The following is a 24,350-nucleotide window of genomic DNA, read 5'->3' on the forward strand; positions in this document are numbered from 1 at the left end:
AATGCTCCGCGACGCAGGATCAGTCCACCACAGTTGCTCCCGTGCGCATGTGAGCGGGATGATCTTGTTGTCTCAGCAAGACTCGATGTGGAACGAGGTGCCCGGATTGGCCGCACAACAGGCAGTCGCCATCGACCCGCTCGACCTGCGCATCCTCGGCGCGCTCGCCGAGCAGCCCGACACGACGGTCCGCGATCTCGCGCAGACTCTCGGGATCCCGGCGTCCACCTGCGCGTTCCGCCTGCGCTCGCTGCGCGCACGCGGTGTGCTGCTCGACGCGCGACTGCGCGTCGACCCGACCGCGCTCGGCTACCCGGTGCAGGCGGTCATCCGGGTGCGGCTCGGCAACCACAGCAAGTCCGGGGTCGACGCACTCTTCGACGCGCTGGCGGCCACACCAGGCGTTCTGCAGGTGTTCCACATCGCCGGTGCCGACGACTTCCTGGTGCACGTCGCGGTGACGGATGCCGCATCGCTGCGTGACATCGTGCTCGAGCACATCACCGTGCACGATGTGGTGCGCGCGACGGAGACACAGCTGGTCTTCGAGCTGCGCGAGGGCCCGGGCGTGCTCCCGTCAGCTCGCCTGCGGGACTGACGCCGGCGCCGATGAGGGAACCGAACCGAGCTCGGTGCCTTTCGGCGGACGCAGCGCGCGGAGCGCGTAGAGGATGGTCGCCAGGTCGACGAGCTCCTGGATCAGCGCGCCTGCCACCGCGGGGATGACTCCGGTCGTCGCGATGAGCATCAGGCCGACGCTCAGCACGATGCCGATCACGATCGCTGTGGTCGCGACGATCAGCGTGTGCCTGCCGATGCGCATCGCGTCGACCAGCCGGCTCAGCGAGTCGGCGACGATCACTGCATCCGCCGCCTCCCCTGCCGCGGTCGCACCCTTCGCGCCCATCGCCACGCCGACATCGGCCGCGGCGAGCACGGGGGCGTCGTTCACGCCGTCGCCGACCATCAGCATCGGTCGCGGGGTGATCTCGCTCGCCAACCGCACCTTGTCTGCCGGCAGCAGCTCGGCATGCACCTCGGTCACCCCGATCGACGCCGCCACCGACTCCGCCGTCGGCCGCGCGTCGCCGGTGAGCATCGCGATGCGCTCCACACCATGCTCACGCAGCCAGCCGACGACCGCGCCGGACTCCGGGCGCAGCGCATCCGACAGGATCAGCGCTCCCGCGTACCGCCCGTCGATCGCGACGTAGGCGGCAGCCTCCCCGGGCTGCAGATCCTCCCGCACGAGGTCCGGGGTGAGCGCATCGATGTATGCCGGCTTGCCGACGACGACCGTGCGCCCGTCGATCACCGCAGTGACGCCGTTGGTCGCCGCCTCCTGCGCCCGCGAGCCCGGCAGCAGCATCAGGCCGCGAGCCTCGGCCGCGGCGCGGATGCCGTCGGCCAGCGCGTGCGTCGAGTACTGCTCCGCGGATGCCGCATCCCGCAGCACGTCCGCCGCCTCGAACCCGGGCGCCGGACGCACGTCGATCAATGCCGGCCGACCCCGTGTCAGTGTGCCGGTCTTGTCGAAGGCCGCGGAGCGGATCCGGCCGAACTGCTCCAGCACCGCGCCGCCCTTCACGATGATGCCGCGACGCGAGGTCTGCGACAGGCCACCGAGGAAGGCCACGGGTGCGGCGATCAGCAGCGGGCACGGCGTCGCCAGTACGAGCACCTCCGCGAAGCGGGCGGCATCCCCCGCGACCGCCCAGGCGACGCCTGCGATCAGCAGGGAGACGATCGTGAACGGCACCGCGTACCGGTCGGCGAGCCGCACCACCGGCGCGCGCGAGTCCTCGGCCGCGGCGACCAGTTTCACGATCTGCTGGTACTGGCTCTGCTCGGCGGGGCGGAGCACCCGCAGCCGCACGGCGTCGTCGCCGTTCACCGATCCCGACATCACCTCGTCGCCCGCGGACTTCGTCACAGGAAGGCTCTCACCGGTCAGTGAGGACTCGTCGAACTCCGCGCTGTCATCGAGCAGCGCAGCATCCGCCGGCACGATCTCCGACGGACGCACCAGAAGCACATCGCCCTCGACGACCCGGTCGATCGGCACATCCTGCAGCGAGCCGTCGGCGGAGAGCAGGTGCGCGCGCTGCGGCGAGCGCTCCAGCAGTGCGTTCAGATCGCGGCGGGCGCGATAGGACGCGAAGTCCTCGAGCGCCTCACCGCCGGAGAGCATCAGCACGACGATCAGAGAGGCGACGTACTCCCCGACGGCGAGGGTCGCTCCCATGGCCACCACGGCGAGGATGTCGAGGCCGAACTGTCCCTTGAGCAGCGAGCGGACCATGCCCACGATCGTCCACAGCATGAACGCCGCGACGTACACGGTCGCGATCACCTGCGCGGCGAGCGCGGACCCCGTCGCGTGCAGGACGAGGACGACGATCGCGACCAGCACGGTGAGCGGAACCACGGGATAGCGCTTGACGAAGCGGAGGACGGTGCGCATGCCCTTCATTCTGGCCTGCACCCGCCTCGTCGAGCATGCTTTCATTGGGGACGAGGGCGTGTCCCCTCCGAAGGGAGCCCCCGTGACCCGCAACACCCCTGATGCAGCTCCTGACCAGCGACGTCGGCGATCGCCGCACAGCAGGGTGCCGACCTGGCTGCGCATCCTCGTTCCCGCCGCGCTGATCCTGGTGTGGTTCGCGGTGGCCGGTATCGGCGGGCCGTACTTCGGTCGGGTGAGCGAGGTCTCCTCCAACGAGCAGTCCGCCTATCTGCCGTCATCCGCGGAGGCGACCGAGGTGCAGTCGATGCTCAGCGGCTTCCGCGACTCCGACGCGATCCCAGCAGTCGTCGTGGTGTCCTCCGATCAGGAGCTGTCCGACGCCGATGTGAAGACCATGTCGGACGCGGTCGCCGCCCTTCCGGACGACGTCGACGGAGTGGGGTCGGACGTGTCGCCGCTGATCCCCTCCGAGGATGGGAAGGCCGCACAGGCCTTCGTGCCGATCACCGCCGAGAGCGGCGGCCTGCGCGCGGCGGTGGCCGGCGTCGACACGGCGCTGCGCGATGCCGCGCCGAACGGAGTGGAGATCCACGTCACCGGGCCGGCCGGGTTCACGGCCGACCTGGTCAACGGCTTCACCGGCATCGACGGACTGCTCCTGGGTGTCGCGCTGCTGGCGGTGCTGGTCATCCTCGTCATCGTGTACCGCTCGTTCCTGCTGCCCGTGGCCGTCCTCACCACGAGCATCTTCGCCCTCACCGCCGCTCTGCTGACGGTGTGGTGGCTGGCGAAGGCGGGCCTTCTGCTGCTGAGCGGTCAGACGCAGGGCATCCTGTTCATCCTCGTGATCGGCGCGGCCACCGACTACTCCCTGCTCTACGTCTCACGTTTCCGGGAGCAGCTGCGCGTGAACACCGACACCTGGGTGGCGGCGATGCGGGCGATCCGCGGCTCGGTGGAGCCGATCGTCGCGTCGGGCTGCACCGTCATCGCGGGTCTCCTCTGCCTGCTGCTCAGCGATCTGAAGTCCAACAGCGCACTGGGTCCGGTCGCCTCGATCGGGATCGTCTTCGCGATGCTGGCCGCGCTCACGCTGTTGCCGGCCTTCCTCTTCCTGTTCGGACGTGCCGCGTTCTGGCCGCGCCGCCCGCACTACGAGCCGGACGCGGTGAAGGCCGAGGACGGCATGCCGTCACGCGGACCGTGGGCCTGGCTCGCCGGGTGGATCCGGCGACGTCACCGCCCGATCTGGATCGTCACGGCCCTCGTGCTCGCCGCCGGCGTCCTGGGCGCGACCCAGCTGGACGCGTCCGGAGTTCCGCAGTCCGACCTCGTCCTCGGCACCTCCGAGGCGCGGGACGGGCAGCAGATCCTCGGCGAGCACTTCCCCGCGGGCTCCGGCAGCCCGGCTTACGTGATCGTGCCCGATGATGATCTGCAGGATGCCGCCGACGTGCTGCTCGCGGAGGACGGTGTCGAGAGCGTGAGCGTGGTCTCCGCCGACAGCCCGAGCGGCAGTGCACAGGTCACCGCGGACGGCGTCGTCGCATCCGGTCCTCCCGGCACCCCCGCTCCCGAGCCCACGGTGTCGGACGGGAACGTGCTGCTGCAGGCGACGCTCACCGACGCTGCGGACTCGGATGCCGCGGAGCAGACCCTCCGGGGCATCCGCAGCGACCTGCACGAGGCGGTGCCCGGCGCGCTCGTCGGCGGCGTGACGGCGACCGCGGTCGACACCAACGACGCGTCGATCCACGACCGCACGCTGATCATCCCGCTCGTGCTCGCCGTGATCCTCGTGATCCTGATGCTCCTGCTGCGCGCGGTCGTCGCGCCGATCCTGCTGGTGCTCACGACGGTGCTGTCCTTCGGCACCGCGCTCGGAGTCGCGGCGCTGTTCTTCAACCACGTCTTCGACTTCCCCGGTGCCGATCCGGCGGTGCCGCTGTACAGCTTCGTGTTCCTCGTGGCGCTGGGCATCGACTACAACATCTTCCTGATGACGAGGGTGCGGGAGGAGTCACTGGACCATGGCACCCGGTCCGGCATCCTGCGAGGTCTCGTGATCACCGGGGGTGTGATCACCTCGGCCGGCCTGGTGCTGGCGGCGACGTTCGCGGCACTCGGTGTCATCCCGATCCTGTTCCTCGTCCAGATCGCGTTCATCGTCGCGTTCGGCGTGCTGCTGGACACCTTCATCGTGCGATCGCTGCTGGTCCCTGCGCTGAGCTATGACATCGGACGGTCGATCTGGTGGCCGTCGAGGCTGTCGCATCGAGCCGCCGACGCGGCAGAAGACGAGTCACACACGCCTCATCCTTAACGGAGTACCCCCTGGTGAAACCCTATGAATTCGCCCTAGGGTGACGATCGACACCGAATCGCCAGGGGGCCCGGCAGATGAAGAGCCAGAACAGAGTTCTCGCGAGTTTCACGGCGCTGCTGTTCGCAGCCGCGTCGGTTTTCGTCGCCGCGGTTCCCGCCGCAGCCGCGGACACCGCGCAGTACGGGATCCAGAAGACGGCGATCGAGCCTGGGCCCTTCAGCCCCGGCGACACCGTCACCTACCAGATCGTCGTGAACTGCTCGTCGACGAACGAGGGCGGATGCGATGACACGGTGCTCAGCGATTCGCTGCCCGAACCGCTGATGTTCAACCCCGCGATCACCCCGGCAGTGACCGTCCAGCTCAACGCCCCCGCAGGACAGCCTGTGGGCGAGTACGACCGCACCATCGACACCGACGGCAACAGCTTCACTGTGACCCCCGCCACCGACCTGAGCGCGACGCCGAAGGTGTGGGCGGGCGGCAACAGCATGACGGTGACCGTGAATGCGATCGTGAAGCCCGATGCCGACGGCACCTGGGACGGCAAGACGGTCACCAACACCGCCAGCGTCGACGGCAGTAACGCCCCCGCTGCCAACGCCTCCGCGGATGTCACCCTCGACGTCGTGACGACGCTCGTACCCAGCATCGAGAAGACCGTCTCCCCCACGGGCACACTCCCCGCCGTCCCCGGACAGGCGATCGACTGGACCGTCACCCCCGGCAACGCCTCCAACCAGAACGTCGACACCATCGTCGTGCAGGATCCCGTGTCGCCGCCTGGCACGTTCGGCGGCTATCTCGACGTGACCGGCATCGATGTCACGGCCCCCGAGGGCACCACCGGCACCACGACCGAGTACTGGGTGAACGGCGCCTGGACGACGGCGGAGCCCGACCCGATCTCCGACGCGCAGGGCGTCCGGGTCACTTTCACCGGAACGTTCGCCCCCGGGGCATCCGGCAAGGTCGTCGTGCACACCGAGACGAACGACACCGTCACCGGCATCCCGGATGGAACCCAGCAGACGGTCACCAACGACGCATCCACGACGGTCTCGAAGGCGGGCGACACCAGCGAGCCCGTCACCGATGATGCGAGCATCACCCTCGCCCAGCGCAAGCCCGACGTGACGATCGAGAAGTCCTTCGCCGACAACACACTGGTGAGCGGCCAGAGCACGACCGCGAACATCAAGGCCACCGTCGGCGAGCAGAACGTGCAGACGCTGACCATCACCGAGCCGACGGCCGGCACGCCGACGTTCACGGAGCAGGGTCTCAGCTTCGACGGCTTCGCGGACGGAATCGAGTGGCCGGTGGCCGCGACCTCGGCCGAGATCACGTACACATACTCGGACTGCGCCGACACGACGGCGTCCACCACGACGAAGAACACCCTGCCGGCCGCGCAGGACGGCTGCACGGTGGAGGGTTTCACCGTGGTCTTCTCGGCCGCGGGCGACGACATCGTCTCGGGCGCGTATGCGGCCCTCCCGCTGAACGTCACCGCCCTGCCGACCGAGACGGCCATCTCCAGCACGAACGCCGTGGACACCGCGGTCGAGAACACCCAGGGCCAGACCGGCACCGACGACGCATCCGCCCCGTTCACCATCGACCCGCTGACGCTCGACACCAGCGTCACCAAGGAGATCACGCCCGAGACCATCTGGGGCGTCCCCGGCACCGACGCGAACATGACCCTGACCGGCAACGTCACACCCGAGTCGACGGCCGGATCCGAGAAGCTCGTCATCTCCGACCCGGTCGACCCCACCGCCGGTTCCGAGTTCTGGGACAACTTCACCGCGACGGAGATCGACAACACCGACATCCCGCAGTGCACGACGCTGACCGTGCGCTACTGGCCCAAGTCCACCGACGGGCCGTGGACGGACTTCCCGGGCGCCACCGCGGTTCCCGGCCCCCAGCAGCTCTGGTCGTACCAGATCCCCGCCGACCTGCAGGACGACATCGGCGGCATCCAGTTCGAGTACCTTCCGGCCGCGGGCGACGGATGCCCCGACCTGCTGCCGCCCGGCTTCACCGTCGTCACGCACGTCGATGTGGCCGTGACGCAGCCGCAGGACGCCGAGGTCACCTACGACAACGACGCGCAGTCGCTGGTCGACAACCCGGATGCGGGTGGCGAGAAGACCGACACCGCGACCGATGACATCCACCTGCTGCCGATCGACGGCGGCGGTACCGGACCGGACTTCCTCGAGAAGGCATGGACGCCGGATGACGACGTCCCCGCATTGTCCGGAGACGTGCGGACGGCTCGACTGCTGTGGTCGACGGACGGACTGAACATCTCCGAGATGACGCTGTCGGACATCTCGGAGACTCAGGACCCCACCGCCACTGTGGACTCGGTGTACGACGCATTCGATCTGGTGCGGATCGATCCGATCACGCCGCAGAGCGACCCCTTGATCGTGAACGACAGGATCACAGAGGTCTCGCTCTATCTCGACGGGCAGGGCTGGACCGACATCACCGGGCAGGCCTGCGGCAACGGCTGCGACGGACAGTTCGGCGGCTACACCCTGACGGACGAGCAGGCCGCGGACACGCTCGCGATGCGCATCGTGCTCACCGAGAAGACGCCAGGCGCCGGTGTCGGCTCCTCGTACGACCGCCGGCCGTTCGACCTCGACTTCCGGGTGCGCGACACACTGCGCAGCGATCCCACGCAGGCGGTGCTCGGCGACCTGCACCCGTACGGGTACAACACGGGCCAACCGGGCCTCGTCGACAACACCGCCAGCGCGCACGGTGTCAACACGTCGACGGGCGTCGACAGCACGGACGTCGCAGACGACACGATCCTCATCGTCGATGAGCCGATCAACGCCGAGACGACGAAGACGTTCGATCAGGATCAGCTGGGCCTGCCCGACCCCGCCCTCGGCGTCGACCCGTCGGAATACCCGCTGATCAGCGCGACCATCACCGCGACCAACACCTCCGCGGCGAAGGTGTCGGGCATGGTGATCGATGATCCCACCGACGGCGAGGCCCTGCCCGACACGGTGTTCGACACTCTCAACCTGTACGACATCGACGCGATCCAGGTGCCGAACGGCATCAGCGAGGACGAGACCACGGTCACGCTGTCACGCAGCGGCACCACGACCGACTACTCGTACGCGGAGGCGCTGGCACTCGGCCCGGATGACCTCGCCGACGTCACCGGCGTCTCGATCGCGTTCCGCTCAGCAGACGGCGGCGCCGTCATCCCGACGAACGGGACGGGCGGAGTCACCCTCACCTGGCAGCTGCGCGAAGAGCTGCGCTCCGCCCCCGGCACTCCCGTCACGGTCACTCCGGCCGGTGACACGATCGTCAACGACACACACACGCAACTGGAGAGCGCCGTGCTCGAGGACTGCGCCGACAACCAGTGCGGTACGGGAGCGGCGGATGCCAGCGACTCATTCATCATCGTCGGCGCGAGCTACTCGATCACGACCACCAAGTCGATCGACCCGGCGTCCGTCTACGAGGACGAGTCGAAGGACTACACGACGCAGCTCGGCGGGCGTCCGAACGGCACGGCCCGCGCGACATCCTTCACTCTGACCGACACCACGCCGACGTTCTGGAACACCATGGACTACACCGGCGCTCAGATCACCGTCCCGGCGCCCGTGAACCAGGTCGCGATGGACGTGCTCAGCGCCGGCGTCGCCTACACCCAAGGGCCTGGAGGCGAACTGCTCGCGCTGTGCAACGGCCTGCCCCTGACAGACACCTCCTCCTGCTGGGTGCAGGGCGATTGGGTGGACGCATCCCCTGGTGACACCGTCACGTTCGATCTGCCGACCGGTGTGACCGACCCGACCGCCGTCGTCGGCGTGCGGTTCCGTGCGCAGGAGGTCGACGGAGACGGGAACGTGCTGCAGTGGGAGCGACCGTACAACCCGCAGCTGACCTACTCCCTGAACACCGAGCGAAGGGAAACGCTGCGCAGCGACCCCAGCACCCTGGTGTCGACCACACGCCCCGATCTCGAGCCGAACCCCGGTGAGACCGATCTCGGCGTGATCAGCGACGACGTGCAGTCCTCCAGTGACGCGCAGTTCGGCCAGCAGAAGTTCACCGAGGAAGGTGAGGCCGCAGACGTCACGGTCGTGCAGCATCGCCCGAACTCGGTGAAGATCACCAAGACTCGCGGCTCGTCCGCGCTGGTCAGCCCGAGCGGCACGATCCCGTACATCGTCACGGTGACCAACACGGGCCAGTGGGACATGACCGGCTTCCACCTGGTCGACCAGGTGCAGACGGACGCGAATGGCTCTCTCCTGGTCGAACCCGATCCGCCGGCGTACACATTCACGCTGACCGGTAGCGGCGCGCCGTCGGGTGACCCCGGCTTCACCGCATCGCTGAACGAGCAGACCGGCGAGCTCACCGTCGACGGCCCGGACGATTTCGTCTTCATGCACGGCTGGACGCTCACGATGCACGCGCCGCTGAAGTTCCGCGATGACGTCACCCCGGACATGGTGGTGACGAACGAGGCCACGGTGACCTCCGACCGGCTCTTCGAGACCTGTGAGGGCACGACCGTCGTGAACGGCAGGGACCTCACCCCGAAGCCGGTCGAGAACACGCCGCCGGGAGTCGAGGACTGCTCGGCGGATACCTCGATCGCGCCGCTCGCGAACGCGACCATCGCGGCGAAGAAGTACGTGAAGGGCAATGACGGCGGCGACCCCGCGGTGGCCGGCGACGACGACCTCGGTGTGCTGAACGTGAACGGCGACGCCGCGGCCTGCGACGCGAGTAAGGGCGGCGTCACGAACGACGGCTACTACTCGTTCCCCTGTGCGCCGATCATCCGCCCCGGTGGCGTCGAGACCTGGCGCGTGGACTTCACCAACACCGGCAACACCGCGGCCAGGGTGCTGGCGGCAGTGGACGTGCTGCCGTCGGTCGACGACCAAGGCGTGATCGTGCCCGGCGACCGCGGCTCGCAGTACGGCGTGACACTCACCGGAACGATTACGGCGAACTTCGCGGAGCTCGCCGATCGGGCCAGCCTGGATGACGCGGGAATCTTCCTCTCGAACGTCGAGCTGAGTCAGTCCTGCAACGCGAACGCGATCAAGGTCTACACCGAGAATGCCGCACCCGATCCGGGGTGCCCGTTCAACTGGGTACGTGCGACGACATCCACCTCCCCTGAAGTGCTGAAAGCCGCACGAAGCGTGCTGATGGTACTGGAATACCAGAACCCGGACGGGGTCTCCCCCGCTCCCGGACTGCGCCCCGGCGAGACCCTGCGGATGACGTTCGACACGCAGACGCCGTTCCAGCTGCCCGCGGAGTCGGCGGTGCCGAACGGTCTGCCCGTCGCCTACAACTCGTTTGCGACGGCGTCCCGCTCCAACCAGACGGTGACCCAGCCGGAGCGCCCGTCGCTCGTGGTGGAGCCGCAGAAGGTCGGTGTCGCGACGGCGACCGGGCAGCTGCTCCTGTCGAAGTCGGTGACCGCTCCGGACTTCTCGACCGACGTGAACCTGCCTGACAGCTATCCGATGCTCGTGACCTGCACCTCGGGCGGCGAGGACGTGACGCTCGTGCACGCCGACAACTCGGATGCCAGCAGGCCGACGCTCGCGGCTGACGGCACTGTTCTCGTCTACGACAACACCACGGGGCCGGTGAACCTCCCGCTGTTCGCAGACTGCACGATCAAGGAGGATCCGGCGATCCCCGGCGTGACCGTGACGGTCGATCCCACGGACGGGGTGACGGCGGAGCGCGACCTCGGCGAGGACGCCGCTGTGTGGGATCCCTACGCCGGAGACACCGAACAGGCCTCCATCCAGGTGGCCAACGTCTATGCCGCGGGCGGCTTCACGGTCGAGAAGTCCGTGGACGCAGGCGGCGCCGAGAACCAGGACGGCGAGGCGATCGTCTACGACCGCACCTACGCGTTCGAGGCCAGCTGCACCTACCTCGATCAGGAGGTCGTGCCTGCGGCCGACCGCTCGTTCACACTCGACGACGGCGACAGCAAGACCTTCTCGAACATCCCCGCCGGCGCGGACTGCACCGTCACCGAGACGGATGCCGGTGGCGCGGCGACCACGAACGTGGTCGTCACCGAGAACGGGACCGCGGGTGACCCGCAGGCCTCATCGGCGGCATCCTTCACCGTCCTCCCCTACGAGGATGGGACGACGGCGCTCACCACCGTCGGATTCGAGAACGTCTACACCGTCGGCGCGGTCGAGGTGACCAAGATCGTCGCAGGCGCCGGCGGCGACACCTGGGGCGGCGCGACGTTCACCGTCGCGATGACCTGCACGCTCGACGGCGCGACGCCGAACCCGGTGTTCGAGGACACCACGACGCTGAGTCGAGACGACCCGACCTGGACCGTGACGAATCTGCCGACCGGCGCCACCTGCGTCGTGACCGAGACCGCGAACGGCGGTGCCAACGATTCCAGCGGCAGCGTCACCGTGACCGTGGGCGACGACCCCGCCGCGCCCGTCCAGGCCGACATCACCAACACATTCACGGTCGGCTCGCTGCAGGTGCAGAAGGAGCTCGAGGGCGCGCCTGCGAACACTCTCGACCCTGCGACCACCTTCGACTACCAGGTCAGCCTGGCCTGCACGCGCGAGGTCAACGGCGAGACCATCGACGTGCCGATCCCGGGCGGTGCCACGCGCACGATCACCGGTGCCGGCACGGCGCTCTACGAGGGACTTCCCACGGGGGCGTCCTGCACGGTCACCGAGCCGGATGCCGGTCACGCGACCGGGCACACCATCAGCCCGGAGCAGCCCGTCATCATCGGAGACGGAACCGATCCCGTGGTGGTCACCGTCACCAACGAGTTCGACAACGGGTCGGTCTCGGTCGAGAAGACGATCGACGCGCCCGACGGCTACCCCGTGCCGGCGTCGTTCACGGCGACGGTGACCTGCACCTGGCAGGGGGCGGCGGTGCCGCTGGCGAACGACGGAGTCGTGACCGTCGTCCCGGGTGAGGGTCCGGCACTGATCGAGGACGTGCCCGTCGGTTCCGTCTGCTCGGTCGCCGAGGACGACGCCGGCCAGACCGGCTCGACGGTCACACCGCAACAGGTCACGGTCACCGAGGCCGATCAGACGTTCGCCTTCGACATCGAGAACACCTACGAGTGGGCGTCCCTCGAGGTCGGCAAGCTCGTCGAGTCGGAGAGCCCGTACGTGCCGACCAACTTCACGTTCCACGTGGAGTGCCGCTACCAGGGTGAGACTGTCGTCGACGAGACGTTCACGCTCGACGCCGACGAGACGAAGACGATCACCGAGATCCCGGCGCGGTCCACCTGCGTGATCACCGAGACCGACGCGCGCAACGCCGATGCGACGATCACCGCGGCCGTCGTCCCCGGTGTCGACGGCGACCTCGCCCCCGTGATCGACCAGCGCACGCGACGAGTCGTCATCCCTGAGTTGCAGCCGGACAGCACCGCAACGGTGAACACCGTGACGTACACCAACCTGTACGACGCGACTGCGATGGTGCTGGTGAAGGACTTCGAGGGCGCCGGGGCCGAGCAGTACGGCTTCGACAAGACGTTCACCTTCACAGTGACCTGCACGTTCGCCGGGGAGACCGTGCTCGACAAGCAGGTGGAGCTGAGTGCCGAGAACGGCTGGAGCACCGCGATCCACGAGGTGATCCCGGGGTCGGAGTGCACGGTCGTCGAGAACGATCTGAACGGCGCCGATGCGGTGGTGATCACGCCGAACGACGGCGAGGACACCACCGTCGGCACGGGAACCGTCCCTGCGACCGGCGGTCTCGTGACGGTGACCGCGACGAACTGGTACCTGACCGGATCGGTGCAGGTCACCAAGACGTTCGCTGGTGACGGCGCCGAGAAGTACGGCACCTCCGCCTACGAGCTGCGTCTGCGCTGCGTGCGCGACGGCGAAGTCGTGGACATCCCCGACGGCATGATCCGCATGGTCAGCGCCGATGCCCCCACAGCCCTGTGGGAGAATCTGCCCACCGGTGCGAACTGCCGCCTGACCGAGGTCGACGACGGCGGGGCGAACTCCACGCAGATCCTGAACGCCGACGGCGACGTCGTCGCCGGTGACGGCGAGAGTTACGACTTCACGGTCGAGACCGATCCGACGATCCTGAGTGTCGACGACCAGCCGCAGCCCTCACTCACCGTCGAGAACACCTTCAACCTCGCGCAGGTGTCGGTGACCAAGGCCGTGGACGGCAGCGGCGCGGTCGATGCGAACGGCGACCCGATCGCGTACGGTCCGTTCCAGGTCACCCTGGCCTGCACCTGGGACGAGCAGCGAGTCACCGCTGCTGAGCCGATGACGCAGCAGATCGAGGACGGCCAGACCGTCACGTGGACGGAGCTGCCCGAGGGTGCGGGGTGCACGGTCACCGAGACTGACGCCGCCGGTGCGGAGTCCACGACGATGGTCGTCACCCAGGGCGGCGAGGACGGCGACGCGCAGGCGGCGACGACCACGCAGCTCGCTCCTCTGCCGAACACGGATGCCGCGGATCAGACATCCGTGGCGATCACGAACACGTTCGGGGTCAGCGCCCTGGACATCACGAAGATCGTTGACGGCTCCGGAGCGTCCGCCGTGACGCGCACCTTCCCGGTGGACGTGACCTGCGTGCTCATCGATCCGTCGCATCCGGCGCCGGGCCTTGTCGTCCGCGACGAGACCTACCAGATCGGCGGTCCGTCGCATTTGACCGCCGAGGTCTCGGATCTGCCGGCCGGCAGCGAGTGCACCGTCACCGAGACGGACGCCGGTGACGCCGACCGCACCACCATGACCGTGGACGGGAAGACGCAGAACGGCGCGTCCGGCACCGTGACGCTCACCTCGGGCACCGTCTCGATCGCGTTCACGAACACGTTCACCGCCCCGCTGCCCGCCACCGGCGCAGACACGCGCACTGTGGCGATCATGGTCACGGGCGGTCTCGGCCTGCTGCTCATCGGAATGATGCTCATCGCGACCGCCCGCCGACGCCGCCGGTTGAGCTGACGCCACGGGAGCGTTGCGGCCCCGCGGAGACTGCTCCCCGGGGCCGCAACGTGTCCAGCGCTGGTCAGCGGCCGTGCCGCAAGTGCCGCGCCAGATAGAGGCCGGTGACGGATGCCTCGGTGCCGGCGATCTGCTCCGGCGACCCGACGGCGACGATCCGTCCGCCCTCGCTGCCTCCGCCGGGCCCGAGATCGATCACATGATCGGCGTTCGCGATGAGATCGAGGTCGTGCTCGATCACGATGACTGTCGCCCCGCGGGCCGTGAGCCGGTCGAGGACGGCGACGAGCGTGCGCACGTCGAGCGGATGCAGGCCGACGCTGGGCTCGTCCAGCACGAACACCCCATCGGTCTGATCACGGTGCATCTGGGTGACGAGCTTCAGCCGCTGCGCCTCACCGCCGGACAGCGCCGGTGTCGCCTCCCCCAGCGTCAGGTATCCGAGTCCCAGCTCGTCGAACGCGACCAGACGGCGGTGCACCCGCGGCAGGTCGGCCGTCTTCGGCAGCGCCTCCCGGATCGTGCAGCGCAGCAGCTCCGGCAGTGTGACGCCGTCACGGACATATGCCTCCGCCTCCGGTGCGAAGCGGCCGCCCTCGCACTCCGGGCAGACGATGTCCACGTCGGGCAGGAACTGCACGTCGAGCGTGATCTCGCCGGTACCCTCGCATCTCGGGCATGCCAGCGAGCCGGTGTTGTACGAGAAGTCCGACGCGGTGAGCCCGGCGTCCCGTGCCGCGGGCGTGCCTGCGTAAGCCTTCCGCAGCTCATCCATCACTCCGGAATACGTCGCGATCGTGGAGCGCACGTTCAGGCCGATCGGCGTCGCATCGACGACGTGCACCTTCATCGCCGCCGGTGTCTCGAGCGAGCGCACGTGGGACGGCGGCCTGGCACCGTCGGCGGTGGCGACCAGAGCGGGCACCAGGGACTCCAGCACCAGCGTGGTCTTCCCCGAGCCGGAGACACCGGTGACGGCGGTCAGCCGTCCCGCAGGCACGTCGACCTCGAGCGGGTGCACCGTGTGGATCGAGTCGGTGCGCAGCAGGATCCGCCCCTGTTCGAACACGGCATCGGATGCTGCGCGGCCGCGGGCCTCGACGAGTTCGGAGCCGTCCAGGAAGCCCGCGATCCGGGAAGCGCCGTGCAGGGACTCCGGCTCGCCTTCGGCGATGACCCGTCCGCCCTCGGACCCCGAGCCGGGCCCGATCTCGATGAGCCAGTCCGCCTCGCGCAGGATCTGCACGTCATGGTCGACGAACACCACGGAGTTGCCGTCGGCGAGCAGATCGCGCATGACGCCCAGCAGCCCGTCGACGTTGACCGGATGCAGGCCGATCGATGGCTCGTCCAGCACGTAGAGCACTCCGGTCGTGCGGTTGCGCACCGCACGGGCGAGCTGCGCGCGCTGCCGCTCCCCCGTCGACAGCGTCGCGCCGGCGCGATCGAGCGAGAGATATCCGAGCCCGAGCTGCACCAGCCTGTGCGCCATGCCCAGCAGCGTGTCCACGAGCGCCTCCGCCATCGGGCGCATCTCGCGCGGCAGCTCGTGCGCGACATCAGGGGCCCACGCGATCACCTCGTCGAGGGTCATGGCCGTGACATCCGCGAGGCCCTGCTCGCCGATCCGCGGAGCGCGGGCGGCCGGACTCAGTCGGGTGCCGCCGCAGTCCGGACAGGCGCCCTCGGTGAGGAACCGGCTGACCCGCGCGAGCCGCTTCTCGTCTTCCGCGCGGCGCAGCTCCTCGGTCACCGTGAGCCTCGCGTTGCGGAACGTGAAGTCCAGCTCGTGCACGCCCTTCCTGCTGGTCACGGTGATGTGCTTCTTCTCCTCCGGTCCGTCCAGCACGATCTCCCGTTCGGCATCGGTCAGATCGCGCCACGGCACGTCGGTGCGCACGCCGAACTCACGGGCGATGTCCGGCTGCACGTTGAAGCCGAACATCTGCCACGGCGCGACGGCGCCGCCGTCGAGCGTCTTGGACGGATCGGGGACCAGTGCGACGTCGTCCACCGTACGCACGACCCCGGTGCCCTGACAGGTCGGGCAGGCCCCGGTGGAGTTGAAAGCGAGGTCCTCGGCGCCCGGCGCATGCACCTGTGCACCGCAGACCGGGCAGGAGAAGGGTGTCTCGGCCGCGACGTCGATGGTCGGCGGAACCCGATGCCCGTTCGGGCACATATGGGATGCGAGGCGCGAGAACATGAGCCGGATCACGTTCAGCAGCTCGGTGGAGGTGCCGAACGTGGAGCGCACGCCTGGAACTCCCGGCCGCTGCCGGAGCGCGAGCGCCGCCGGCACATGCTCGACCGAATCGACCGCGGCGCGCGGCGCCTGCGCCATCCGCCGCCGGGTGTAGGTCGAGAGTGCCTCGAGATAGCGCCGGGAGCCCTCCGCATAGAGCACGCCCAGCGCCAGCGACGACTTGCCGGAGCCCGACACTCCGGCGATGCCGACCAGCGCGCGCAGCGGGACGTCGACGTCCACGTCCCGCAGGTTGTGCACCCGGGCACCGCGGACGGCGATGCGCTCAGGCAGTACCGCTGCAGCATCCGGGTGCCGCTCCCGCGGCGTCATCAGGCCGTCGCGTCGGCGTCCCGGCGCGGCAGCACCCATCCCGCGCGCGGGAAGTGGCAGGTGTAGCCGTCGGGATAGCGGATCAGGTAGTCCTGGTGCTCCGGCTCGGCCTCCCAGAAGGGACCTGGCGCCTCGATGGTGGTCACCGCCTCGCCCGGCCACAGGCCGGAGGCGTCGACGTCGGCGATCGTGTCGCGCGCGACCTGCTCCTGCCCCGCATCCAGGGGGAAGATCGCCGAGCGGTAACTGGTGCCGATGTCGTTGCCCTGGCGGTTCAGCGTCGAAGGGTCGTGGATCTGGAAGAAGAACGCGAGGACGTCGCGATACGTGGTCTTCGCCGGATCGTAGACGATCTCGACGGCCTCGGCGTGCCCAGGGTGGTTGCGGTAGGTTGCGTGGTCGTTCTGACCGCCCGTGTAGCCCACGCGCGTGCCGAGAACGCCCGGCTGACGCCGGATGAGATCCTCCATGCCCCAGAAGCAGCCCCCGGCGAGGACGGCGGTCTCCGCGCCCTCCTGGCGTGTGATCGATCCGGTGTCGGTGATGCCGCTGGTCATGGCAGTGCTCCTTCGTCTGTGGTCATATCGATTCTCCCCCGTTCTCACCCTCGGGAGGCGATGTTCACCCGTGGTCTCTTGTCTGGGCGTGCCTGAAGTGGTTGCATCGGATCTCATGACAGATGAAACTCAGCACCTTCCCCAGGCTGAAAGTCCCGACATCAACCACGACCACCGTCCCGGCGTCAGCCGGCGTGGTTTCCTCACCGGCGTCACCGCCGCCAGCGCCCTCGCCGCAGCGGGCTGGGCGGCGTCCCCCGAGTCCGCCTCTGCCGCGCAGGGCGGCGTCGGCAAGTCGGTCACGATCACCGTGATGGGCTCGTCCGACATTCATGCGAACGCCCTGAACTGGGATTACTACAAGGACGCCGCGTACAGCGACAAGGCAGGCAACGCCGTCGGCCTCGCCCGCCTGTCCAGCGTGGTGAAGCAGGTGCGCGCCGACCGCGGCGCCGACCACACCCTGCTGTTCGACGCCGGCGACACCGTGCAGGGCACCCCGTTGGGCTTCTACTATGCGACCGTCGAGCCGATCACGAAGACCGGAGCCATGCATCCGATCGCCGCGCAGATGAACGCGATCGGCTATGACGCCGTCGCGCTCGGCAATCACGAGTTCAACTACGGCCTCGAGTTCCTCGACACGTTCATCTCGCAGATGAAGGCACCCGTGCTCGGCGCGAACGCCGTGCGCACCGGGACGACTGTGCCGGCCTACACGCCTTACGTGATCAAGACCCTCAAGATCAAGGGCCACAAGCCGATCCGCGTGGGCGTGCTCGGCCTGACCAACCCCGGAGTCGTGATCTGGGACAAGGCCAACGTCAGCGGCAAGCTCGACGTGCTCGACATCGTCGCGACCGCGAAGCGCTGGGTGCCGATCATCCGCGCGCAGGACGTCGACGTCGTCGTCGTCAGCGTGCACGCCGGTGACAGCGGGACCTCGTCCTACGGCGATGAGCTGCCCAACGAGAACGCCGCCGGCCTGCTCGCCGCGCAGGTGCCCGGCATCGACGCCATCCTGTTCGGGCACGCGCACAAGGACATCCCGGAGCGCTTCGTGACCAACGAGGTCACCGGCGAGCAGGTCGTGATGAGCGAGCCGATGTGCTGGGGCCAGCGCCTGAGCGTGTTCGACATCGAGCTGCAGCAGGTCAAGGGCAAGTGGAAGGTCGTCTCGAAGAAGGCGACGAACCTGCTCACCAGCACCGTCCAGGACGACCCTGCGCTGGTCGCAGTGGTCAAGGCGCAGCACGACGCCGTCGTCGGCTACGTGAACAAGGTCGTCGCGACCTCGACCGAGGAGCTCTCCGCCGCGGAGTCGTGCTGGAAGGACACCGCGATCCTCGACTACGTCAACAAGGTGCAGGTCGACACCGTGTCCAAGGCGATCGCCGGCACAGCCGAGGCGGCGCTGCCGATCATCTCGATTGCCGCACCGTTCAACCGCGCCGCGACCTTCCCGGCCGGCGAGGTGACGATCAAGGACGTCGCCGGACTCTACATCTACGACAACACCATGATGGCGTCGGTCCTCACCGGCTCGCAGATCAAGGACTACCTGGAGTACTCGGCGAAGTACTTCCAGCAGGTCGCGCCCGGCGCGCCCGTCGACCCCGCGAGCTGGACCAACGCGCTGAGCACGCCCGACTACAACTACGACCAGTTCTCGGGAGTGACCTACGACGTCGACATCTCGCAGCCGCAGGGATCGCGCATCGTGAACCTCGCCTGGGAGGGCGCTCCCGTCGGCGCCGATCAGAAGTTCGTGGTCGCGGTGAACAACTACCGTCAGTCCGGCGGCGGCGGATTCCCGCACATCACCACTGCGCCGGTGGTCTACAACGCACAGGTCGCGATCCGCGAGGCCATTGTCGCGTACGCATCGGATGCCGGGGTCATCGACCCGGCGGACTTCCACGTCGAGAACTGGCGGCTGACGCGCGCCGGGACGCCCGTGTTCTGAGTTCCCGATCCTGCGAGAAGGCCCGGAGCATCCCCTTTCGGTGGATGCTCCGGGCCTTCTCGGTGATACATTGCAGATCTAGGTACATAGAACTGCGAGGTATGTGATGCGGATCAGCAAGGACCTGGTCGCTGCTGCGGCGGCGCCACTCGTGCTCGGCATCCTCGCCGAGGGCGAGTCGTACGGCTACGCGCTTCGGCAGCGGATCGGCGAACTGTCCGAGGGGCGCCTCGAGTGGAGTGACGGGATGCTGTATCCCCTGCTGCATCGACTGGAGAGGCTCGGACAGATCGAGTCCTCATGGGCGGCATCCCCGGCCGGACGCCCGCGCAAGGTGTACCGGCTGAAGCAGACCGGCGCCGAGGCCCTCGCCGAGCACCGCAGGCAATGGGGCGTGGTCAGCGACGCGCTCGCCCGCATCTGGGACGATCGCGCGCCCTCGGCCGCCCTGAACCCGACGGGAGCCTGAGATGGATGCCGCACACTCCCCGGCTGCACCCGACAGCCAGGAGACCCTGAACACGCGGATCGCCGAATGGCGCCACTACGTGCAGCGCAGGGATGCGATCGGCGCCGACGTCGACGAACTCGAGTCGCATCTGCGCGATCAGATCGACGACCTCATGGCCGGTGGTCGCCTGGCGCCTGACGAGGCGTTCCTCGTCGCCGTCGGCAGGCTCGGCCGACTCGACGACCTGTCCCGCGAGTTCGCCAGGGAGCATTCGGACCGCCTCTGGAAGCAGCTGGTGCTCCCTGAGCCGGCGCGTCACGGCCGCGCAGGACTGCTGCTCGCGCTCGTCCTCGCTGTCGCCGGCGCGCTGCTGATCAAGCTCCCCGCTCTCTTCGGCGCCGCGCCGGACGAAGTCCTGCGCAACGCCGCTGTCCTCGGACTCGCGGCGCCGGCCGCATACTTCCTGATCCGACGCAGCGCGTCCTGGGCGATCCTCGTCACCGTCGGTGCCTCCTTCGCCGCGGCCGCGCTCGTGCTGAACCTCTATCCGTTCACCTGGGGCGACGACACCCTGATGCTCGCCGCCCTGCATTCGGTGGTCGCCCTCTGGCTCGTGATCGGCATCGTCTACACCGGAGGCGCGTGGCGTGTGCACGGCATGGACTTCGTCCGTTTCACGGGCGAATGGGTCGCGTACATGGCCCTGCTCGCGCTCGGCGGCGCGGTCCTCGCCGGCCTCACTGTGGGAGTCTTCTCCGCGGTCGGCGCCGACGCGACTTCCTTCGTCACGGACTGGCTCATCCCGTGCGGTGCCGCCGGTGCGGTGGTGATCGCGGCATGGCTGGTCGAGGCGAAGCAGTCCGTGATCGAGAACATCGCACCGGTGCTGACGAAGGTGTTCACGCCGTTGTTCACCGCCCTGCTGCTGGCCTTCATCGTCGCCTCGGGTGTTCAGCTCGCATCGGGCGCCCTCATCGACGGCAGTCGTGAGATCCTCATCGTCTTCGACGCCGTGCTGGTCATCGTGGTCGGTTTGCTGCTCTACGCCATCTCCGCGCGAGGCTCGGAGGCCCGCCCCGGCTGGTTCGACACGCTGCAGATCGTGATGGTGTGCGCAGCGATCGTCGTGGACCTCGTCGTGCTGTCAGCGATGATCGGAAGGATCGGCACCTATGGAACCAGTCCGAACAAGCTGGCCTCACTCGGCCTGAACCTCATCCTGCTGATCAACCTCGCGGGTTCCCTCGGACTGCAGCTGCGCTTCGTGCGCGGACGTTCGACTCTGGCCGCGCTGGAGCGCTGGCAGACGATCTTCCTGCCTGTGCTCCTGGTCTGGGCCGCTCTCGTCGTGGTGGTCTTCCCACCGGCGTTCGCCTTCGCCTGAGGAGCCGCCCCGTCCGCTCAGGTGAGCTGCGGCGCACCCTCGGTGATGATCCGCTCGAAGACGTCCCGATCGGCGGCGAACTGTGTATCGGGGATCGGCCAGTGCAGGACGATCTCGGTGATCCCGGCATCCTGGTACGCGCGAGCGGTGTCGAGGAACTGCTGGGCACCGTCCAGAGGCCGGTCGCCGGTGAACCCGGTGAGCAGGATGCGCTCGACGCTCGCCGGATCCCGGTCGGCCTCCTCGCAGGCCCGCTCGAGACGGGAGACCTGCTCGCGCACCGCCGCACGCGACTCGGCCGCGGTCTCGCCGTCGCCCGTCGTCACCCACGCCTGGCCGTACTGCGCCGCAAGACGATAACCCCGCGGTCCTGTCGCGGCGATGGCGAACGGCACTCGCGGGCTCTGCACGGACCCGGGGATGTTGCGCGCCTCGTGCGCGAGGTAGGCGCCCTCCGCCTGCGTGACTGCAGGTTCGGTCAGCAACCGGTCGAGGAGCATCGTGAAGTCGCGCAGCCGGTCGGCCCGTTCGCGCGCCGACCAGGGCTCCTGGCCGAGCACAGTCGCGTCGAAGCCGGTCGTGCCCGCACCGAGCCCGACCGTGATCCTTCCGCCGGAGAGGTCGTCCAGCGTCATCACGTCTTTCGCGAACAGCACCGGCTCCCGGTAGTTCGGCGAGGTGATCAGCGTGCCGAGCCGCACGCGCGAGGTGACCGTCGCGGCCGCCGCGAGCGTCGGCACAGCGCCGAACCAGGTGCTGTCGCGGAAGGACCGCCAGGACAGGTGGTCGTAGGTGTAGGCGGCGTGGAACCCGAGCTCATCGGCGGCCCGCCAGATCGCGGATGCCTCGCCCCATCGCCAGACGGGCAGGATGCAGGTGCTGGTTCGCATGAACCCAGGCTAGTCACGCTCGGGCACCGGACGTCACTGCACCGTCGGCGGAGCGGGGATCGCGTACCCCGACGGGGCGACGTTCGCGTCCAGCGACTTCTTCCAGGCACCGGACGAGATGTACTCCTTCAGCGCATCCCGCACCTGATCCAGGCGGTTGTCACCCTTCTTGAGCCCGATCCCGTAATTCTCATCGGTGAAGCCCTTGCCGACGACGCGCAGCACCCCCTTGTACTCGGGCTGCGACGCGAATCCGGCCAGGATGACGTCGTCCGTCGACACGGCGTCGACCGAGCCCGAGACGAGGTCGCGCACGCACTCCGACCAGGACGGCACCTTCACCACGGTGATCTCGCCGCGGTAGTGCTCGGTGAGGTAGTCGATCGACGTGGTGCCCGCGGCCGCGCACACCTTCTTGCCGTCCAGGGTCTCCGGCCCCGTGATGGTGTCGTCGTTGCGACGGATGAGCAGGTCCTGATGCGCCGTGAAGTACGGCCCGGCGAAGGCGATCTCCTTCTCGCGCTCCGGAGTGATCGAGAACGTCGACACCACCATGTCGACCTCGCCCGATGTCAGGGCACTCACCCGCTCGTCCTGATCGATGCGCTGCCAGGTGATGTTCTTCGTGGGCACCCCGATCTTCCCAGCGACGTAGTTCGCCGTGTCGATGTCGAAGCCGGCGTATCCCTCATCGGTCTTGAGGCTGACGCCGGGCAGGTCGTCGGCGATCCCGATCGTGAGGGTGGCCGACCCCGTGGCCTTGTTGTCCTCGGTGTTCCGCGGCGGCGTGGTGGAGCATCCGGCGACCAGCAGCGCGGTCGACAGCAGGGCCGCGGCGGCGATGAGACGACGCATCTCACCTGCTCCCTTCGGCATCGCCGTCCCCGGCATCCGGCGGGGGGTTCTTGTCAGGCTCATCGAGGTTGTCCCACTCATGCACCTCGAGGTGGAAGTCCTCCTCGTCGTCATCATCGTCTTCGTCATCGTCATCCTCGACGTACTCGAACTGCAGGGTGCCGAGGGCGGCGATCGACTCCGTTCGCGGACCGGGCGGCTGCGGCGGATAGCGCAGCCCGGTGTCGGTCCACTTGCCCAGCATCCGATCGCCGGTGTGCGCCGCGACGCGGCGCTTCACGATCAGCCAGCCGAGCTCGAAGATCAGGAACAGGGCGGGAATGCCGAGGACCACCACGACGAACCCGGTCTTGTGCCAGAAGTACGGCGAGGCCTGCCAGCCCGAGATCGCCATACCCACGATGACGAAAGCCAGGAACGCGAGCCCCAGGTAACTCGTCCACGGCGTGCCGGGCGCGCGGAACGTGCTGGCCGGCAGCACTCCCCTGTCGCTGAGTCGTCGCAGCCGCAGCTGGCAGAGGAAGATCGTCGCCCAGGTGAACACCACCGCGATCGACGCGGCCTCCAGAGCGATCTCGAAGGCGTCGGGGCTCACCGCGTTCAGGATCGAACCGAGCACGTAGACGACCGCGGTCATCACGATGCCGGCCCACGGCACGCCCGCCCCACTCATCTTCAGCGTGAATCCCGGCGCCTGCTTGGCCATGCCGAGGCTGCGCAGCACGCGGCCCGTGGTGTAGAGCCCCGAGTTCAACGACGACATGGCTGCGACGATGAGGATCGCCTGGATCACGTTCGCCATCCATGGCATGCCCATCTTGCCGAACACCGTCACGAAGGGACTGATACCCGCCGTGTACTCGCTGGTCGGCAGGATGCACACCAGCAGCAGCAGCGACCCGCAGTAGAAGACACCGATGCGGATGATCACCGCGTTGACGGCCTTCGGCACCTCGCGCTTCGGATTCTCCATCTCGCCGGCCGCGATTCCGACCATCTCGATGGCCGCATAGGCGAACACGACACCCGACATCACGATGATCGGCCCGTACCACGCGAACGGCGCCTCCGTCGGCCAGAAGCCGCCGGGATTCGCCCAGAGGTTCTGGATGCCGGCCCTGTGGCCGCCGACGTCCATGCTGAACACCACCACGACGGTGCCGACGACGAGGAAGATCACGATGGCGGCGACTTTGAGCACCGAGGCCCAGAACTCGAACTCGCCGAAGGCCTTCGCCGACAGCAGGTTGACGATGAGTACGACGGCCAGCGCGATCAGGACGGTCGCCCAGGTCGGCATCTGCGGCCACCAGTACTGGATGTACAGGCCGACGGCGCTCAGCTCGGCGATGCCGGTCAGCGCCCAGTTCGTCCAGTACATCCAGCCCGTGTAGTACGCCGCCTTCTCGCCGAAGAACTCTCTCATCCAGGAGACGAACGCGCCGGACGTCGTGCGGTACAGCACGAGCTCACCGAGCGCGCGCATCAGGAAGTAGGCGATCACGCCGACGAACGCATAGCTGAGCACGAGGGCCGGCCCGGTGCTGTTCAGCCTGGATGCCGAGCCGAGGAAGAGCCCCGTTCCGATCGCGCCGCCGATGGCGATCATCTGCACCTGGCGGCGGTTCAGGCTCTTCTTGTACCCCTCCTGCTCGGCGTCGTGCTCGGTATCGTGGCCGGCCTCGTGCGTGAGCTGCGTGGCATCCATCTGGGACATGCGATCCCCCCTGATCACCGCTTTCGCCGATGGGGCGGGTCGCGTGCGGCTCGGAGCAAGGGCGCTGATGTGCATTCGAGAATGGCACGTCCCCCACGACGAC

12 protein-coding genes are annotated in these 24,350 nt (G+C 68.4%); 6 read left to right on the forward strand and 6 right to left on the reverse strand.

Annotated elements, in window-relative coordinates; genetic code table 11:
- The first annotated feature begins 85 nt into the window (after nucleotides 1-85).
- On the forward strand, nucleotides 86-598 hold the full coding sequence (locus ACFVDO_RS03650) for an Lrp/AsnC family transcriptional regulator (RefSeq protein WP_378886829.1): 513 nt from the start codon (nucleotides 86-88) through the stop codon (nucleotides 596-598).
- Here the strand turns inward: ACFVDO_RS03650 and ACFVDO_RS03655 are convergent.
- Nucleotides 578-2,464: a heavy metal translocating P-type ATPase gene (locus ACFVDO_RS03655; RefSeq protein ID WP_378857723.1), complete on the reverse strand. Its 1,887-nt coding sequence runs from the start codon at nucleotides 2,462-2,464 to the stop codon at nucleotides 578-580. The two genes, ACFVDO_RS03650 and ACFVDO_RS03655, sit on opposite strands and share 21 nt — an antisense overlap.
- An 82-nt stretch (nucleotides 2,465-2,546) precedes the next feature.
- Between ACFVDO_RS03655 and ACFVDO_RS03660 the strand changes: the two genes are divergently transcribed.
- A complete protein-coding gene (locus tag ACFVDO_RS03660) occupies nucleotides 2,547-4,790 on the forward strand; it encodes an MMPL family transporter (RefSeq protein ID WP_378857724.1) in 2,244 nt (747 codons plus the stop codon).
- Nucleotides 4,791-4,867: 77 nt separating this feature from the next.
- Nucleotides 4,868-13,849, forward strand: coding sequence for a DUF5979 domain-containing protein (locus tag ACFVDO_RS03665; RefSeq protein WP_378857725.1), 8,982 nt, complete (start codon nucleotides 4,868-4,870; stop codon nucleotides 13,847-13,849).
- A 64-nt stretch (nucleotides 13,850-13,913) separates the two neighbouring features.
- Here ACFVDO_RS03665 and ACFVDO_RS03670 read toward each other — a convergent pair whose 3' ends face one another.
- Both ACFVDO_RS03670 and msrA read right to left on the reverse strand, forming a co-directional pair.
- Nucleotides 13,914-16,427 (reverse strand): excinuclease ABC subunit UvrA, encoded by a 2,514-nt coding sequence (locus ACFVDO_RS03670; RefSeq protein WP_378857726.1) that lies wholly within the window; start codon nucleotides 16,425-16,427, stop codon nucleotides 13,914-13,916.
- Entirely contained in the window at nucleotides 16,427-16,984 is a 558-nt protein-coding gene (gene msrA / locus ACFVDO_RS03675) for a peptide-methionine (S)-S-oxide reductase MsrA (protein WP_378857727.1), read from the reverse strand. Before msrA ends, ACFVDO_RS03670 begins: the two co-directional genes overlap by 1 nt.
- A gap of 115 nt (nucleotides 16,985-17,099) precedes the next feature.
- On the opposite strand from msrA, the gene ACFVDO_RS03680 reads away from it, so the two are divergent.
- The 3 genes from ACFVDO_RS03680 (at nucleotide 17,100) to ACFVDO_RS03690 (ending at nucleotide 20,785) form a co-directional block, all read left to right on the forward strand.
- Complete coding sequence (locus tag ACFVDO_RS03680; RefSeq protein ID WP_378857728.1) at nucleotides 17,100-18,950, forward strand: 5'-nucleotidase C-terminal domain-containing protein; 1,851 nt, start codon at nucleotides 17,100-17,102, stop codon at nucleotides 18,948-18,950.
- A gap of 106 nt (nucleotides 18,951-19,056) precedes the next feature.
- On the forward strand, nucleotides 19,057-19,419 hold the full coding sequence (locus tag ACFVDO_RS03685) for a PadR family transcriptional regulator (protein WP_378858515.1): 363 nt from the start codon (nucleotides 19,057-19,059) through the stop codon (nucleotides 19,417-19,419).
- A gap of 1 nt (nucleotide 19,420) precedes the next feature.
- Nucleotides 19,421-20,785 (forward strand): permease prefix domain 1-containing protein, encoded by a 1,365-nt coding sequence (locus ACFVDO_RS03690; RefSeq protein WP_378858514.1) that lies wholly within the window; start codon nucleotides 19,421-19,423, stop codon nucleotides 20,783-20,785.
- A gap of 17 nt (nucleotides 20,786-20,802) precedes the next feature.
- Here ACFVDO_RS03690 and ACFVDO_RS03695 read toward each other — a convergent pair whose 3' ends face one another.
- From ACFVDO_RS03695 to ACFVDO_RS03705, 3 genes are read right to left on the reverse strand one after another with little or no spacing between them, the layout of a single operon-like run.
- Nucleotides 20,803-21,675, reverse strand: a complete 873-nt coding sequence (locus tag ACFVDO_RS03695; protein WP_378858513.1) for an LLM class flavin-dependent oxidoreductase — start codon at nucleotides 21,673-21,675, stop codon at nucleotides 20,803-20,805.
- A gap of 33 nt (nucleotides 21,676-21,708) precedes the next feature.
- Nucleotides 21,709-22,530 carry a glutamate ABC transporter substrate-binding protein gene (locus ACFVDO_RS03700; RefSeq protein WP_378858512.1) on the reverse strand — a complete coding sequence of 274 codons (822 nt, stop codon included), beginning with the start codon at nucleotides 22,528-22,530 and terminating at the stop codon, nucleotides 21,709-21,711.
- A 1-nt stretch (nucleotide 22,531) separates the two neighbouring features.
- The gene (locus ACFVDO_RS03705; protein ID WP_378858511.1) at nucleotides 22,532-24,247 is read right to left on the reverse strand and encodes an amino acid permease; all 1,716 of its coding nucleotides are present in this window, start codon (nucleotides 24,245-24,247) and stop codon (nucleotides 22,532-22,534) included.
- Nucleotides 24,248-24,350: the final 103 nt, after the last annotated feature.

The sequence above is a fragment of the Microbacterium sp. NPDC057741 genome (genome assembly GCF_042798735.1).
Taxonomy (GTDB): domain Bacteria; phylum Actinomycetota; class Actinomycetes; order Actinomycetales; family Microbacteriaceae; genus Microbacterium.

Excerpts from the sequence above, each read along its gene's own strand:
- ACFVDO_RS03670 (WP_378857726.1), bottom strand. The coding sequence starts at position 16,427 with ATGACGCCGCGGGAGCGGCACCCGGATGCTGCAGCGGTACTGCCTGAG.
- msrA (WP_378857727.1), bottom strand. The coding sequence starts at position 16,984 with ATGACCAGCGGCATCACCGACACCGGATCGATCACACGCCAGGAGGGC.
- ACFVDO_RS03650 (WP_378886829.1), top strand. The coding sequence starts at position 86 with ATGTGGAACGAGGTGCCCGGATTGGCCGCACAACAGGCAGTCGCCATC.
- ACFVDO_RS03700 (WP_378858512.1), bottom strand. The coding sequence starts at position 22,530 with ATGCGTCGTCTCATCGCCGCCGCGGCCCTGCTGTCGACCGCGCTGCTG.
- ACFVDO_RS03685 (WP_378858515.1), top strand. The coding sequence starts at position 19,057 with ATGCGGATCAGCAAGGACCTGGTCGCTGCTGCGGCGGCGCCACTCGTG.
- ACFVDO_RS03680 (WP_378857728.1), top strand. The coding sequence starts at position 17,100 with ATGACAGATGAAACTCAGCACCTTCCCCAGGCTGAAAGTCCCGACATC.
- ACFVDO_RS03695 (WP_378858513.1), bottom strand. The coding sequence starts at position 21,675 with ATGCGAACCAGCACCTGCATCCTGCCCGTCTGGCGATGGGGCGAGGCA.
- ACFVDO_RS03705 (WP_378858511.1), bottom strand. The coding sequence starts at position 24,247 with ATGTCCCAGATGGATGCCACGCAGCTCACGCACGAGGCCGGCCACGAT.
- ACFVDO_RS03655 (WP_378857723.1), bottom strand. The coding sequence starts at position 2,464 with ATGCGCACCGTCCTCCGCTTCGTCAAGCGCTATCCCGTGGTTCCGCTC.
- ACFVDO_RS03665 (WP_378857725.1), top strand. The coding sequence starts at position 4,868 with ATGAAGAGCCAGAACAGAGTTCTCGCGAGTTTCACGGCGCTGCTGTTC.
- ACFVDO_RS03690 (WP_378858514.1), top strand. The coding sequence starts at position 19,421 with ATGGATGCCGCACACTCCCCGGCTGCACCCGACAGCCAGGAGACCCTG.